Annotated in this window: 14 protein-coding genes; 9 read left to right on the top strand and 5 right to left on the bottom strand. The window is 64.9% G+C overall.

Annotated elements, in window-relative coordinates:
- The first annotated feature begins 1 nt into the window (after position 1).
- From OEW28_RS05240 to OEW28_RS05215, 6 genes are all read left to right on the top strand, one after another.
- Positions 2–802 (top strand): cytochrome c oxidase subunit 3, encoded by an 801-nt coding sequence (locus OEW28_RS05240; protein WP_263733649.1) that lies wholly within the window; start codon positions 2–4, stop codon positions 800–802.
- Positions 803–867: 65 nt separating this feature from the next.
- Complete coding sequence (locus OEW28_RS05235; protein WP_263733648.1) at positions 868–1,548, top strand: SURF1 family protein; 681 nt, start codon at positions 868–870, stop codon at positions 1,546–1,548.
- A gap of 10 nt (positions 1,549–1,558) precedes the next feature.
- The gene (thrC, locus tag OEW28_RS05230; RefSeq protein ID WP_263733647.1) at positions 1,559–2,947 is read left to right on the top strand and encodes a threonine synthase; all 1,389 of its coding nucleotides are present in this window, start codon (positions 1,559–1,561) and stop codon (positions 2,945–2,947) included.
- A complete protein-coding gene (locus tag OEW28_RS05225; RefSeq protein WP_263733646.1) occupies positions 2,944–4,203 on the top strand; it encodes a M16 family metallopeptidase in 1,260 nt (419 codons plus the stop codon). Before thrC ends, OEW28_RS05225 begins: the two co-directional genes overlap by 4 nt.
- On the top strand, positions 4,203–4,787 hold the full coding sequence (locus tag OEW28_RS05220; protein WP_263733645.1) for a GNAT family N-acetyltransferase: 585 nt from the start codon (positions 4,203–4,205) through the stop codon (positions 4,785–4,787). Before OEW28_RS05225 ends, OEW28_RS05220 begins: the two co-directional genes overlap by 1 nt.
- A gap of 68 nt (positions 4,788–4,855) precedes the next feature.
- Complete coding sequence (locus OEW28_RS05215) at positions 4,856–6,271, top strand: FAD-binding oxidoreductase (RefSeq protein WP_263733644.1); 1,416 nt, start codon at positions 4,856–4,858, stop codon at positions 6,269–6,271.
- A gap of 140 nt (positions 6,272–6,411) precedes the next feature.
- On the opposite strand, the gene OEW28_RS05210 is transcribed toward OEW28_RS05215, so the two are convergent.
- A complete protein-coding gene (locus tag OEW28_RS05210; RefSeq protein WP_263733643.1) occupies positions 6,412–6,945 on the bottom strand; it encodes an adenine phosphoribosyltransferase in 534 nt (177 codons plus the stop codon).
- Positions 6,946–7,015: 70 nt separating this feature from the next.
- On the bottom strand, positions 7,016–7,897 hold the full coding sequence (locus tag OEW28_RS05205; RefSeq protein ID WP_263733642.1) for an S-methyl-5'-thioadenosine phosphorylase: 882 nt from the start codon (positions 7,895–7,897) through the stop codon (positions 7,016–7,018).
- 171 nt (positions 7,898–8,068) lie between these two features.
- Here OEW28_RS05205 and OEW28_RS05200 point away from each other — a divergent pair, with 171 nt between their 5' ends.
- A complete protein-coding gene (locus OEW28_RS05200; RefSeq protein WP_263733641.1) occupies positions 8,069–8,767 on the top strand; it encodes a hypothetical protein in 699 nt (232 codons plus the stop codon).
- Between the two features lie 28 nt (positions 8,768–8,795).
- Here the strand turns inward: OEW28_RS05200 and OEW28_RS05195 are convergent, their stop codons facing one another.
- Both OEW28_RS05195 and OEW28_RS05190 read right to left on the bottom strand, forming a co-directional pair.
- A complete protein-coding gene (locus OEW28_RS05195) occupies positions 8,796–9,215 on the bottom strand; it encodes an OsmC family protein (protein ID WP_263733640.1) in 420 nt (139 codons plus the stop codon).
- 63 nt (positions 9,216–9,278) lie between these two features.
- Complete coding sequence (locus tag OEW28_RS05190) at positions 9,279–9,863, bottom strand: flavin reductase family protein (protein WP_263733639.1); 585 nt, start codon at positions 9,861–9,863, stop codon at positions 9,279–9,281.
- Between the two features lie 86 nt (positions 9,864–9,949).
- On the opposite strand from OEW28_RS05190, the gene OEW28_RS05185 reads away from it, so the two are divergent.
- Both OEW28_RS05185 and OEW28_RS05180 read left to right on the top strand, forming a co-directional pair.
- A complete protein-coding gene (locus tag OEW28_RS05185; protein WP_263733638.1) occupies positions 9,950–10,438 on the top strand; it encodes a GNAT family N-acetyltransferase in 489 nt (162 codons plus the stop codon).
- A gap of 89 nt (positions 10,439–10,527) precedes the next feature.
- Positions 10,528–11,301, top strand: a complete 774-nt coding sequence (locus tag OEW28_RS05180; protein WP_263733637.1) for an EcsC family protein — start codon at positions 10,528–10,530, stop codon at positions 11,299–11,301.
- Between the two features lie 39 nt (positions 11,302–11,340).
- Here OEW28_RS05180 and ptsP read toward each other — a convergent pair whose 3' ends face one another.
- Complete coding sequence (ptsP, locus tag OEW28_RS05175; RefSeq protein ID WP_263733636.1) at positions 11,341–13,587, bottom strand: phosphoenolpyruvate--protein phosphotransferase; 2,247 nt, start codon at positions 13,585–13,587, stop codon at positions 11,341–11,343.
- Positions 13,588–13,593 lie beyond the last annotated feature (6 nt).

Genomic DNA, 13,593 nt, shown 5'->3' with positions numbered 1-13,593 from the left:
CATGGCGCACGCGAAAAACCACGACTACCATATCCTGCAACCGTCTCTTCTGCCGTTCCTCGGCGCGGTGGGCGGCTTCATCATGCTTTTCGGCGCCGTCATGTGGATGCATGCCGTCACGCCGTTCATCTTCCTGATCGGCTTCGCGCTGGTGGCCTACGTCATGTACGCCTGGTGGGCCAACGTGGTTCACGAAGCGCAGACGGGCGACCACACGCCGGTCGTGCGGATCGGCCTGCGCTATGGCTTCATCCTGTTCATCATGTCCGAGGTCATGTTCTTCTCGGCATGGTTCTGGACCTTCTTCAAGCACGCGCTTTACCCGATGGGCCCTGAAAGCCCCGCGGTCGACGGCGTCTGGCCGCCGGTGGGAATCGAGACCTTCGACCCCTGGCACCTGCCGCTGATCAATACGCTGATCCTGCTGTGCTCGGGCGCCGCGGCCACCTGGGCGCACCATGCGATCGCGCACGAAAACAACCGCAAGGACATGATCAACGGCCTTGCTCTGGCAGTTTTCCTTGGCGTCTGCTTCACCTTCCTGCAGGCCTACGAGTACAGCCACGCCGCCTTCGGCTTCGCGGGCAACATCTACGGCGCCTCGTTCTTCATGGCGACGGGCTTCCACGGCGCGCACGTGATCATCGGCACCGTGTTCCTTCTTGTCTGCATGATCCGGGCAATGAAGGGCCACTTCACCCCCGATCACCATGTCGGCTTCGAGGCCGCCGCCTGGTACTGGCATTTCGTCGACGTGGTGTGGCTGTTCCTGTTCGCCGCGATCTATGTCTGGGGCCAGTAAGCGCTGAACCCGCAGTGGAACTGACAAGCGCGGGGGAAACCCCGCGCTTTCTTTTTGAGGTGACGATGCGCCGCGTTCTTTTTCCCTTGGCTCTCGGTCTTTGCGGGATCGCGATCCTGATGTCTCTGGGCTTCTGGCAGCTTCGGCGCCTGGAGTGGAAAGAGACGATGCTGGATCAGATCGCCGCAAGGATCGACGGCACGCCCGTGGATGTTTTCGCCCTTGGCAGCCCCGACCCGGAAACGCAGATCTACCTGCCCGTCACGGCCTCCGGTCGCACCACCGGGCAGGAAATCCTGGTGCTGTCGGGCCAAAAGCACGTCGGCGCCGGATATGAGGTGATCGCCGTCCTGGAAACCGACGGCGGTCGCCGTATACTGATCGACAGGGGCTTCCTTTCCGAAGACGCGCGCGACGCGGCACGGCCGCCGGTGGCGCTGACCGTCACCGGGAACCTGCACTGGCCCAATGAATCCGACGCCTACACCCCGCCACCCGATGCCACGACAGGACTCTGGTTCGCCCGAGACGTCAAGGCGATGGCCGAAAGCCTTGAAACCGACCCGCTGATGGTCGTGATCCGGACGGCGGAGGGTGACGCACAGGGTATCGTGCCCCGGCCGGTCGACACCTCCGGCATTCCGAACGATCACATGAACTATGCAATCACCTGGTTTTCGCTGGCAGCCGTCTGGGCGGGGATGACACTTTACCTGCTCTGGCGTATCAGGCGGAGAACGATCTGAGGACGGAAGAATGCGCTACGTTTCCACGAGGGGCCAGGCCCCGATCCTGAGCTTTGGCGAAGCGATGCTGACGGGCCTGGCCCGTGATGGCGGGCTCTACGTCCCCGAAACCATCCCGACGCTGGGCAAGGAAGAAATCGCCGCGCTTGCCGGTCTGTCTTACGAGGAAGCCGCCTTCCGCATCATGCGTCCCTTCGTTGGTGACGCGTTTTCTGACGATGAGTTCCGTTCGGCCATCGCCAAGGCCTATGCGGGTTTCGGCCACGCCGCCCGCGCGCCGCTGGTGCAGCTGGCCCCGAACCACTTCCTGCTTGAGCTGTTCCACGGGCCGACACTGGCCTTCAAGGACTTCGCAATGCAGCTGATCGGCCAGCTGTTCCAGATCGCGCTTCAGCGGGATGGTCGGCGGGTGACAATCGTGGGCGCGACGTCGGGCGATACCGGCTCGGCGGCGATCGAGGCATTCCGCGGCCTCGAAAATGTCGACGTCTTCATCCTCTTCCCCCATGGCCGGGTCTCCGAGGTCCAGCGCCGACAGATGACGACGCCTTCCGAGGCGAACGTGCACGCGCTGGCGCTCGACGGCACGTTCGACGACTGCCAGGCGCGGCTCAAGGACATGTTCAACCATTTCGAGTTCCGCGATGCCGTCGGCCTTGCCGGCGTCAACTCGATCAACTGGGCGCGGGTGCTGGCGCAGGTTGTCTACTACTTCACCTCTGCCGTTTCGCTGGGCGCACCGCACCGTGAAGTCAGCTTCACAGTGCCCACCGGCAACTTCGGCGACATCTTCGCGGGCTACATCGCCAAGCGCATGGGACTGCCGATCGACAAGCTGGTGATCGCCACCAACCAGAACGACATCCTGCACCGCTGCATGACCACCGGGCGCTATGAGATGGGCGGCGTCAAACCCTCGATCTCGCCCTCGATGGATATCGAGATCTCTTCGAACTTCGAACGAGCGCTGTTCGATGCCTACGGTCGTGACGGTGGCGCGGTCGCACAGCTGATGGACGAAATGAAGACCACGGGCGGTTTCGCGATCAGCCAGGGCGCGATGGAATGGCTGCGCGACACCTTCGCCTCCGGCCGCGTGTCCGAAGAGGAAACCCTCGAGACGATCGCCGATGAGCGCACCGTGTCGGGCGAGCTTCTCTGCCCGCACTCGGCGGTCGGCGTGAAGGTCGCGCAGGATCATCTGGGTGCGGTTCCGATGATCACGCTGGCGACGGCTCATCCCGCCAAGTTCCCTGATGCGGTCGAAGCTGCGACCGGCATCCGCCCCGGCCTGCCGCCGCGCATGGCCGATCTGTTCGACCGGGCCGAACGCGTGACCCGCGTGCCCAACGACCTTTCCGCCCTTGAAGCCCTCGTCCACGAAAGGCGCGCCCGTTGAACACGAACCTGACAACACTGCCGAACGGTCTTCGGATCGTCACGGAAAGGATGCCGGCACTGGGGTCGGCGGCCATCGGACTATGGATCAACGCAGGCGGGCGCCACGAACATGCCGATCAGAACGGCATCGCGCATTTTCTTGAGCACATGGCCTTCAAGGGCACGAAGCGGCGCACTGCCCTTCGCATCGCCGAGGAAATCGAGGATGTCGGCGGCTACATCAACGCCTATACCTCGCGCGAGATGACGGCCTACTATGCCCGCGTTCTGGAAGCGGACGTGCCGCTGGCCCTCGACGTGATCACGGACATCGTGCTCAATCCGCTGTTCGAGGAGAAGGAGATCGAGGTCGAGCGCCACGTCATCCTGCAAGAGATCGGGCAGGCGCTCGACACGCCGGACGACATCATCTTTGATTGGCTGCAAGAGGCGGCCTTCCCCGACCAGGCCCTGGGACGCACGATCCTGGGCCCGGAGGAACGCGTATCCTCGTTCAACCGCAGCGATCTGCGCCGCTTCGTCGCCGAACACTACGGGCCCGACCGGATGATCCTGGCCGCAGCGGGCGCGGTCGACCACGATCAGATCGTCCGGATCGCCGAAACCACCTTCGGGCACCTCAAGCGCGTGGGCGACAGGGCGCCAGAACCGGGGCGCTGGCAGGGAGCGGAACGTCGCGAGGAAAAGGAGCTTGAGCAGGTCCACTTCGCGATGGGCTTTGCCGGACCCGGCTATCGTCACCCCGACCTTTACACCGCGCAAATCTATTCGACCGCGATGGGCGGGGGCATGTCATCGCGCCTGTTCCAGAAGATCCGGGAAGAGCGCGGCTTGTGCTATTCGATCTATGCCCAGGCGGGCAGCTATGACGAAACCGGCATGATCACGGTCTATGCCGGAACCTCCGCCGAGGAGATCGGAGAGCTGTGCAACCTGACCATGGACGAACTGAAGCGTGCCGCCGACGACATGACCGAGGCCGAGGTCGCCCGCGCCCGCGCGCAACTCAAGGCGGGCCTGGTCATGGGGCTGGAAAGCCCGACGTCGCGCGCTGAACGCCTTGCCCGCTACACCTCGATCTGGGGCCGCGTTCCGCGCCTTGAGGAAACCGTCGAAAAGATCGAGGCGGTGACCACCGCCAACGTGCGCGATTTCTCGGGCCGCATGGTCGAGGGCGCGGCGGCGCTGGCGCTATATGGTCCCGTGACGGAAGCACCGCGGCTGGAATTGCTGCGCGAAAGGCTTGCCGCCTGATGCTGGCGCGGCGTCGGAAGGTTCGGATCGAGACGGAGCGGATGACGCTTCGTCTGCCGGCCCACTCCGACTATCGCGCCTGGGCCGCGCTCAGAAGCGAAAGCCGCGACTTTCTGACCCCATGGGAGCCGACTTGGGCGTCTGACCACCTGACGCGACGCGCCTTCACCAACCGAGTCTACTGGGCCGCCCGCGCCACAACGGGCGGGACCGCCCTTCCCGTCTTCCTGATCCGGCGCGAAGACCAGGCGCTGCTTGGCGCCCTGACGCTCGACAACATCCGTCGCGGACCGGCGCAGGCGGGCACGATGGGATACTGGGTCGGCGCCCCCCATGCCCGGCAGGGCTACATGCGCGAAGCAATCCGCGCGATGGTTCACTACGCCTTCACCGAGCTGGACCTGAGCCGGATCGAAGCGGCCTGCCTGCCGGAAAATGCCGCATCCCGCGGCGTGCTCGAAAAGTCGGGATTCAAATATGAAGGCGTTGCGCAAAGCTACCTTCAGATCAACGGCCGCTGGCGCAACCACGTCCTCTACGCCAACCTCAGGGCCGACCGGCGCGGGCGCACCGAGATCGGCTAGCCGCGCTTTGCGCTCGCCCGCCGGATTTAGACTTGCCGAGGTCTCTGCGCCATGCATCATCCTTCACCATGCTGAACCCTGCCGACGATGCCTTTGCCCGGACGCTTTCCGACGCCCTGCCCGAAGGCACGGTCGCGCGCGCGGCTGACCGCTACCTGGAAGAGCCGCGCGGCAAGGGGATCACTCCGGCGGCTCTGCTGGCCCGCCCGCGTTCGACCGCAGAGGTGGCGCGCATCGTGCACGCCTGCGCGGCGGCGCGGGTCGGCATCGTTCCCTGGGGCGGCGGCACCGGCCTTGTCATGGGGCAGGTCAAGCCCCTGGGTCCCGCACCGCTGATCCTTTCGCTGGACCGCATGACCCGTGTTCAGGCTGTTCATCCGCGGGAAAACGTGATCGTCGTGGATGCCGGAGCGGCCTTGGCCGATGTCCGCGCCGCAGCCGAGGGCGCCGATCGGCTGTTCCCCCTGTCGCTTGCCTCGGAGGGCACGGCCAGCATCGGCGGCAATCTTGCGACCAACGCAGGCGGGGTCAACGTCCTGCGCTACGGCAATGCACGCGATCTGTGCCTGGGACTTGAGGCGGTTCTGCCTGACGGCTCGGTGTTGAACGGGTTGACGCGCCTGCGAAAGGACAACACGGGCTACGACCTGCGCAACCTGCTGATCGGCTCCGAAGGCACGCTGGGCGTGATCACTGCCGCCGCGCTGAAACTCTTTCCCCGGCCTTCGGGCGTCGGAACCGCGTTCTTCACGGTGCCTGGCCCCGGCGCCGCGCTTGAGCTTCTGGCGCGGGCGCAGGCCATGACCTTCGGCGGCGTGACCAGTTTCGAGCTGATCCATCGGCAGGGGCTACTGTTCCTGGACGAGTGTTTGCCCGATCTGCGGCAACCGTTCGAGGTCCGCCCGGAATGGATGGCCCTGGTCGAAATCGGGTTGCCCGAGGGTCTGTCACCTGAACGGATCATGGCGGACCTCTTCGAGCAAGCGCACGCAGCGGGGCTGGTGGGCGATGGAGTCATCGCCGGCTCGCTGGCGCAGCGGCAGGCTTTCTGGGCGCTGAGAGAGGCACTGCCAGAGGGCAACCGCCGCATCGGCGCCGTTTCATCGCATGATATTTCCCTGCCGCTTTCGGAGATCGAAGGGTTCCTGGCCGAGGCGCCTGCGCGCATCGCCTCAATCGGAGATCTGCGCATCAACTGCTTCGGCCACCTGGGCGACGGTAATCTGCATTACAATGTCTTTCCGCCAAGGGGCCAGCGGGCCGCCGATCTGAGGCATCTGGCGCCCCTGATCATGGACTGCGTCCACGCGATGGTCACCGCCCGTGGCGGATCGATCAGCGCCGAACACGGCATCGGACGGCTGAAGGTCGAAGAGCTTGAACGATACGGCAATGCGACAAAGCTTGCGGCGATGCGGTCGATCAAGGCCGCACTGGACCCCGTGGGCATCATGAATCCCGGCGCGGTGCTGCGGATGGGGTAAACGCCCCGCCGGTGGAGATCCCGGCGGGGCTGGATACATGCCCGGTCCTTGAAAACCGAACACCGGAGAGCGTTACCGGCAGCGCCATCCTTAACCAGAGCTGACCAACAAGTCGTTAATGGCGAACGGAAAACTTCGCGTCACGCCCCTTCGAACTCGCACAGCACATGGACGTTCATGCCGAGCTTCTCAAGCAGCGCCCGCCCGCCAAGCTCGGGCAGATCGATCACGAAAGCGCAGCCCATGACCTCGGCTCCAAGCCGCTCGCACAGCCTAATGCCCGCCTCGCAAGTGCCCCCCGTGGCAAGCAGGTCGTCGACGATCAGCACCCGTTCCCCCGGCAGAAGCGCGTCTTCGTGAATCTCCATCACGGCCTCGCCGTATTCCAACTTGTAGGCCTGGCTGACCGTCGCGCCCGGCAGCTTGCCCTTCTTGCGGATCGGCACGAAGCCCTTGCTTAGCTGGTGCGCGATGGCGCCGCCCAGGATGAAGCCGCGCGCCTCAAGCCCCACGACCTTGTCGATCCGTTCGCCCGCGTACGGATGCAGAAGTTGGTCGATGGCCATCCGGAACCCGCGCGCATCGGCGAAAAGCGTGGTCACGTCGCGAAACATGATCCCTTCGTGCGGGAAATCGGCGATGGTGCGGATGTAGTCCTTGACGGTCTTTTTCATGCGGCCTCCGGGATCCAAACGTTCCTGTCGTAGCATGCCGGAAAGCCTCGGCGAAGCGCATAGGCAACGCCTATCGACACCCCAGCACCCGTCCCGCCACAGCGTCCAGTTTCGCGACGAGAGCGGGGTCGCGCCTTTCGGGGGCGGTCATCAGCGCGAACTCAAGCGCGCGGTCGCAGCCGCAGGGACAAACCTCGGGGCGATCGCCGAAAAGCGCCGGAAGCCGTGCGACAAGTGCGCGGGCGTTGGCAGAGTTCAGCGTCAGTGTGCGGATCACGGCGGCCACGTCCACGGCATCGTGGCCGGGGTGCCAGCAATCGTAGTCCGTGACCATCGCGACCGAGGCATAGCAAAGCTCCGCCTCGCGGGCGAGTTTGGCCTCGGGCATTCCCGTCATGCCAATGATGTCGGCGCCCCAGTGTTCGCGATACATCCGGCTTTCGGCCAGGGTGGAAAACTGCGGCCCCTCCATCGCAAGGTAGGTGCCGCCGCGATGGACAGTGACGCCCGCCATTTCCGCCGCCTGCACCGCCGCATCGGAAAGCCGCGCGCATGTCGGATGGGCCAGGCTGACATGCGCAACGCAACCCGAGCCGAAAAAGGACTTGGCCCGCGCGAAGGTGCGGTCGATGTACTGGTCCACGATCACGAAGTCGCCCGGCGCCATGTCCTCGCGGAACGATCCACAGGCCGACACGGCAACAACGTCGGTCACGCCGAGCCGTTTCAAGGCGTCGATGTTGGCGCGGAAGGGAACCTCGGATGGCGCAAGGACATGGCCGCGCCCGTGCCGAGGAAGGAAAGCCATCGCGATCCCGTCAAGCCGCCCCGTCAGGATCTCGTCCGAGGGCCAGCCCCAGGGCGTCTCGACCTGGCGCCATTCGGCATCGGCCAGCCCCTCGATCTGATAGACGCCGGAGCCTCCAATGACCCCGATCCTGGGATGTGCCATCCATTCCCTCCTTGGTTGCGACGCCCACGCTAAGCGCATCCGAGAGGAGACAAAAGGAGGAAATCCGGCCCGGTTTGCGAGGAAATCGGGTCATCCTATGCGCACCGTCATGCAAGGATTGCCGTGCGGCGTGTAAGGTTCGCAAAACGCTCCGACGGCTAAGAGGTGACCATGAGGCCAGTCGGCAGTCGAACCTGGGCGGTTGCCTGGCTTTCGCTGGGGCTGTTTTCGGTGTGCCCGCGTGAAGCCGCAGCGGTGGAGTTGACCTGCGCCGACCCCGCGCTCAGCGCCACTGCCCGAGACGCCGCGCTGGCCGCCAAGGCCTGCACGGCCGGCGCCCTGGCGAAACGGTCGTTGACGGCCTGCGGGCTGGTTCAGACAAGGCCGATCCGCATTGCGGTGGTCGAACAGGCGATGCACCCCGGCTTCGGCGCCTGCCTCGCGATTTACGATGTTCGGGCGGGTTGCCTGGAAATCACCGAACCCGACCGGATCGCACCGATGCTGGCGGGCAAGGACGCCCGCGCCGATCTGCCCGCCGAAGAGGTCTTCGGCGCGCTGATCGCGCATGAGCTGGCCCATGCGCTGGTGGCGCAATCCGCGCCGGGCATCCGGATCGGCCCCGCCGAGCAGGAATTCGTCGCGAATGTCTTCGAGATGATGTCGTTCCTGCCCCGATCGCGGGAGCTGTTGCTAAGCGCGCATCCGGTCGATCCCCCTGGTTCGCTCAGTGTGGTTCATGCCAACGTTTACGTCCTTGCACCACGCGCCTTCGTCAACAACGCCTGGCGCGTCTTCGAGGCCGAGGGCAATGGCTGTGCGCTCGTCCAAAGAATCATTGCCGGGGAGTACCGCTTCCCAGAGCGTTGACCCTGAGCCAGATTTCGCCCCGCCCGATCTAGGCCGAGGTGTCGATCACCTCGAAGTCGTGACTCATCTCGGCTGTCTTGGACATCATGGCAGAGGCGGAGCAGTACTTTTCGACGGAAAGATCGATCGCGCGCTCGACCTTCTTGGGGTCGAGGCCCCGGCCTTTCACGACGAAATGCATGTGAATGCGCGTGAAGACCTTGGGCTCGGTTTCGGCGCGATCGGCGTCCAGTTCGACCACCACGTCCTCGACGCGCTGGCGGCCCTTCTCAAGGATCGAGACCACGTCATAGGCCGCGCAGCCGCCAGTGCCGATAAGGACAAGCTCCATCGGACTGGGACCGGGTTTCGGGCCGTCATTGTGGCCCGTGCCGAAGGCGATCTTGTGGCCGGTGGTGGCTTCGCCGACGAAGGTGCGGGCCTCGGCCCATTTGACGCGCGCTTTCATGTTCATTCTCCGAATTCGGGACCGGGCGAGATCATAGGGGGGCGCGCGACAGGCGCAAGGCCACTACTTCTGCCCCGGGCGCAGCATCTCGAAAACCTCGGTCACGACGGAATAATCCCGGTATCCAAGGCGCGCGAGCGGCTGGAACCGGGTGACGTCGAAGCGCCCATCCACAAGGCAGTCGTCGCGCAAATGAATGCCCGTCACCTCTCCGATCGTCAGGAAGTTGGCGCTGCCCAGCAAGGGGACGATCTGATGGACGCGGCACTCCAGCGTTGCGGGTGCGTCCCCAACGCGGGGGCAATCGATGGTTTCGCATTCCGCCTTCGCGATCCCGGCCAGCATGAACTCGTCCGTCTGCGGCGGGTAACTGCCCGAGGAGACATTCATCTGGTCCCGCATCGCGTATTCAACGATGTTGACTGCGAAGACCCCGGTTTCGCGTAGGTTGGAAAGCGAATCCTTTTCCTCGGTCGAGGAAAAAACGACCTGCGGTGGGGTATAGGCCACGCCATTGAAAAAGGAATAAGGGGCGATGTTGTCACCCTGACTGCCGCGGGTCGATATCCAACCGATGGGCCGGGGCGTGATGATCGCGTTGAACGGGTTGTGGGGAAGGCCGTGGCCATCCTCGGGTCGGTAGAACATGCACCAAACTCCTTAGCGGGTTTGCCCCTGACCTAGGGCCATGCTAGGCGCGATTCCAGAAGATTCGACGGAAAGGCAACGACCCCGTGTACAGGTTGGAGGAAGAGACGGAAGCCGACTGGTGGGAGGTGGAGGCGCTTTATGACCTTTGCTTCGCTCCGGGTCGGACGGCGCTTTCCTCTTACCGGCTCAGGGACGGAGTGGCCAAGGTCAAGGACCTCTGCCACGTCCTGCGCGATCACGACGGGGTGCTGGCGGCCGTCATCCGATACTGGCCGGTCCTGGTCGCAGGCCGCCGGGTGCTGCTGTTGGGGCCCGTCGCCGTTCATCCGACACGGCAGGGCGAGGGGCTTGGCGCGCTTTTGATCAACGAAAGCCTGGCCGAGGCGCGCAGGCTGGGCTGGGAACGCGTTCTCTTGGTGGGGGACGCGCCTTATTACCGGCGCTTCGGTTTCGAGAAGCTTGAAGGCGTGGAAATGCCGCCGCCCACCAACCCCGACCGGGTGCTGGGGCTGGAGCTGCAGCCCCGCGCGTGGGCAGGCGTTCGGGGCAAGGTCGAGAGGTGCGAGCGGTAGGCCACGGCTGTCTTTCCCCCTCGCGCCAAGATTGAACCGGCGGCGGAAATGCCCAAATCTGAAGCTGGCCCCGACATGTGAGGCGCGAGATGACAGATGACACCCCATTGACCAGCCCCCGGCTGCCCATGGACGCAGAGGCGGAAATCGAGGCGCTGGTGAAACGCGCCGCCAAGGCGCATGGCCCGGTCATCAAGGCTTTGAACTCTGTTGGCGGGTCGCTGGAATCGCAGGCTGGCGCACTGCCTGACACGTTTCGGCGCGCGCTTGACGCGGGTGTGGTGGGGCTTCTGGAAAACGCCTACAGGGCGGCGGGCGCGGTCGGCGCGATCCCCAAGCTGCCCGAGGCGCGCGACTGGACCCACCGGGTTGCTGCAGCCGCCGGAGGGGCACTGGGCGGCCTGGGCGGGCTCGGTTCCGCGATGGTGGAGCTGCCGGCAACGATCACGCTGATTTTTAGCGCGATGCAGCGCGCGGCGGCGCGTGAGGGGTTCGATCCCGCTTCGGCCGAGGTTCGAATGCTGTGCCTTGACATCTTCGGCTCTGGTGGGCCGGGACGCGCCGACGACGGGGTGAACACCGCGTTCCTGGGCACGCGGCTCAGCGTGAACGGCGTCACGCTGCAAACCCTGATCCAGAGGATCGCACCCGGCGTGGCCGCCATCCTCGGGCGCAAGCTCGCCGGGCAGGCGGTTCCAGTCCTCGGCGCGGCAGCGGGCGCCGGCATCAACTACGCCTACATGTCCTATTACGAGGAAATGGCGCGCGTGCGCTTCGCGCTCAAGCGGCTGGCGGACACCCATGGCGAGGACGAGGTGCTGACCGCCTGGCGGTCGCGCGCGCTGCCTTTGGCAAAGCGCTGAGGCACCCAGGGGCGGCCCGTTCCCACGCCCCTTGCGGGATCAGATATCCTGCGACGACAGCCAGGACATGACCGGGCCGCGCAGGTTTACCGCCCCCGCGGCGCGGGCCTCGTCCATCGCCGCGCGCAGTTCCTTAAGATTTATCTTTCGGATCAGGTGCTTGACCGGGCCGATCGAGGCGGGTCGCATCGACAGCGTCCTGATCCCCATCGCGGCCAGGCAGGCGGCCTCGATTGGTCGGCCCGCATCCTCGCCGCAGAACGACAGCTGTGTGCCACCCTCGGCGCAGCGGGCGACGATCTGTTCGATGAAGCTCATGTAGCTGGTGTTCAGCATGTCATAGCGGCGCCGCACCGTTTCGTTTTCGCGATCGGCGGCGAAGAAGAACTGCTTCAGGTCATTGCCGCCAATCGAGATGAAGTCCGTCATCTCGAAGAATTCCTTTGGCGCGAAAGCAAGCGAGGGCGTTTCAAGCATGGCGCCAATCTCGACCCTTTCAGGGAGGGCATGGCCAAGGTGCCGCTCCCGCTCGATCTCATCCAGAAGATGGCGCCGCGCGGCTCGGAATTCGTCAAACTCGGCGACGAAGGGGAACATCACCGTCAATGGCCGCCCGTTCGCGGCACGGATCAGCGCTTGAAGCTGCATCCGCATGATGCCGGGCTTGTCCAGCCCGACGCGGATGGCACGCCATCCCATCGCGGGGTTCGGTTCCTCGACCCGCTTCATGTAGGGCAGAACCTTGTCCGACCCGATGTCGAGTGTTCGGAAGACGACGCGCTTGCCCCGCGCGGCTTCCATGACGCGGGCGTAGATGGCGACAAGCTCTGCCCGCTTCGGAACATGGGCGCGGATCAGGAACTGCAATTCGGTCCGGAACAGCCCCACGCCTTCGGCGCCCGACCCCGCCAGCGACGGCAGATCGGCGATCAGGCCCGCGTTCATATGCATCTGGATGCGCGTGCCGCAAAGCCCCGTTGCCGGCAGATCGCGCAAGGACGCGTAGCGGCTTTGGGCGGCTGCCTGCATCGCGATCTTGTCGCGGAAGGCGCTGGCCACGGTTTCCTCCGGGCGAAGGTGAACGACCCCCTGGTCTCCGTCGACCAGGATGCGGTCGCCGTTCAGCGCCTCGGTCGTGATCCTTTCGGCATGGATAACCAGCGGAATTGCCAGCGCACGCGCCACGATCGAAGCATGCGACCCGACGGAGCCTTCCTCAAGCACGACGCCCTTCAGCTTGCGGCCGTAGTCCAGAAGCTCGGCCGGCCCGATGTTGCGTGCGACCAGGATCGGGTTCGGCGGCATTTCCGCCCCGGTGTCCGATCCCTGCCCCGTGAGGATGCGCAAAAGCCGGTTTGATAGGTCGTCAAGGTCATGCAGCCGATCGCGCAGATAGGGATCAGGCACGGATTCAAGCCGGGCGCGGGCGGCCGATTGTTCCTTTTCCACGGCGGCCTCGGCCGAAAGGCCGCGCGCGATATCCTCTTCCATCCGCCGCAGCCAGCCGCGCGAATTCGCGAACATCCGATAGGCTTCAAGGATGTCCTTCTGCTCCTTGTCGACACCATCATTGGTGGTCAGCATCGCATCAACCGACAGGCGCAGCGCTGCAACCGCTTCATTCAGGCGGGCCTGTTCCTTCTTGGGGTCGTCCGCGACCGGGTTGGTGATGACGACGCGGGGTTCGTGCAGCCAGACCTGGCCCTCGGCACTGCCCTCCTGTCCGGTGGCCCCACGGAACAGGACCGGTTGCTTGTGCAACGCGGCAAGCGCCTCGCCCTCGCCGACAAAGGCGCCCAGTTCGGTCATCTCGGCCAACACCATGGCCACGACTTCAAGCGCGTAGACCTCATCATCCGAAAAGGCCCGAGCTTCCTTCGACTGCACGACAAGAACGCCCAGCTTTTCTCCCAGCCGCTGGATCGGCACGCCGAGGAACGAGGAATAGATCTCCTCTCCGGTTTCCGGCATGTAGCGGAAGCCCTTTTCGGCGGGCGCATTGGCGGTATTGATCGGGCTGGAGGCCTTGGCGACACGTCCAACCAGACCCTCGCCCAGCCGCATCCGGGTCTTGTGGACGGATTCCGCCTTCAGGCCCTCGGTCGCACAAAGTTCAAGCGTTTCGTCGTCGCGGAAAAGGTAGATCGAGCAGACCTCGCTTCTCATCGAATCCGCGATCAGATGGGTGATGCGGTCAAGCCGTTCCTGCCCCGCGCCCGCTTCGGCCAGGGTATCGCGCAAACGCCTGAGAAGCTTGCGGCTTTCGCTTTCGGTCCGCTCCACCATGTCCGT

Source organism: Albidovulum marisflavi (genome assembly GCF_025751435.1).
GTDB lineage: Bacteria > Pseudomonadota > Alphaproteobacteria > Rhodobacterales > Rhodobacteraceae > Albidovulum > Albidovulum marisflavi.
The sequence above is the reverse complement of the archived record's forward strand: the minus strand, read 5'-3'. Positions and strand labels throughout refer to the sequence as shown.

What these genes read in the sequence shown, in the direction of transcription:
- OEW28_RS05240 (WP_263733649.1), top strand. Translation starts at nt 2, where the DNA reads ATGGCGCACGCGAAAAACCACGACTACCATATCCTGCAACCGTCTCTT.
- OEW28_RS05235 (WP_263733648.1), top strand. Translation starts at nt 868, where the DNA reads ATGCGCCGCGTTCTTTTTCCCTTGGCTCTCGGTCTTTGCGGGATCGCG.
- thrC (WP_263733647.1), top strand. Translation starts at nt 1,559, where the DNA reads ATGCGCTACGTTTCCACGAGGGGCCAGGCCCCGATCCTGAGCTTTGGC.
- OEW28_RS05220 (WP_263733645.1), top strand. Translation starts at nt 4,203, where the DNA reads ATGCTGGCGCGGCGTCGGAAGGTTCGGATCGAGACGGAGCGGATGACG.
- OEW28_RS05215 (WP_263733644.1), top strand. Translation starts at nt 4,856, where the DNA reads ATGCTGAACCCTGCCGACGATGCCTTTGCCCGGACGCTTTCCGACGCC.
- OEW28_RS05210 (WP_263733643.1), bottom strand. Translation starts at nt 6,945, where the DNA reads ATGAAAAAGACCGTCAAGGACTACATCCGCACCATCGCCGATTTCCCG.
- OEW28_RS05205 (WP_263733642.1), bottom strand. Translation starts at nt 7,897, where the DNA reads ATGGCACATCCCAGGATCGGGGTCATTGGAGGCTCCGGCGTCTATCAG.
- OEW28_RS05200 (WP_263733641.1), top strand. Translation starts at nt 8,069, where the DNA reads ATGAGGCCAGTCGGCAGTCGAACCTGGGCGGTTGCCTGGCTTTCGCTG.
- OEW28_RS05195 (WP_263733640.1), bottom strand. Translation starts at nt 9,215, where the DNA reads ATGAAAGCGCGCGTCAAATGGGCCGAGGCCCGCACCTTCGTCGGCGAA.
- OEW28_RS05190 (WP_263733639.1), bottom strand. Translation starts at nt 9,863, where the DNA reads ATGTTCTACCGACCCGAGGATGGCCACGGCCTTCCCCACAACCCGTTC.
- OEW28_RS05180 (WP_263733637.1), top strand. Translation starts at nt 10,528, where the DNA reads ATGACAGATGACACCCCATTGACCAGCCCCCGGCTGCCCATGGACGCA.
- ptsP (WP_263733636.1), bottom strand. Translation starts at nt 13,587, where the DNA reads ATGGTGGAGCGGACCGAAAGCGAAAGCCGCAAGCTTCTCAGGCGTTTG.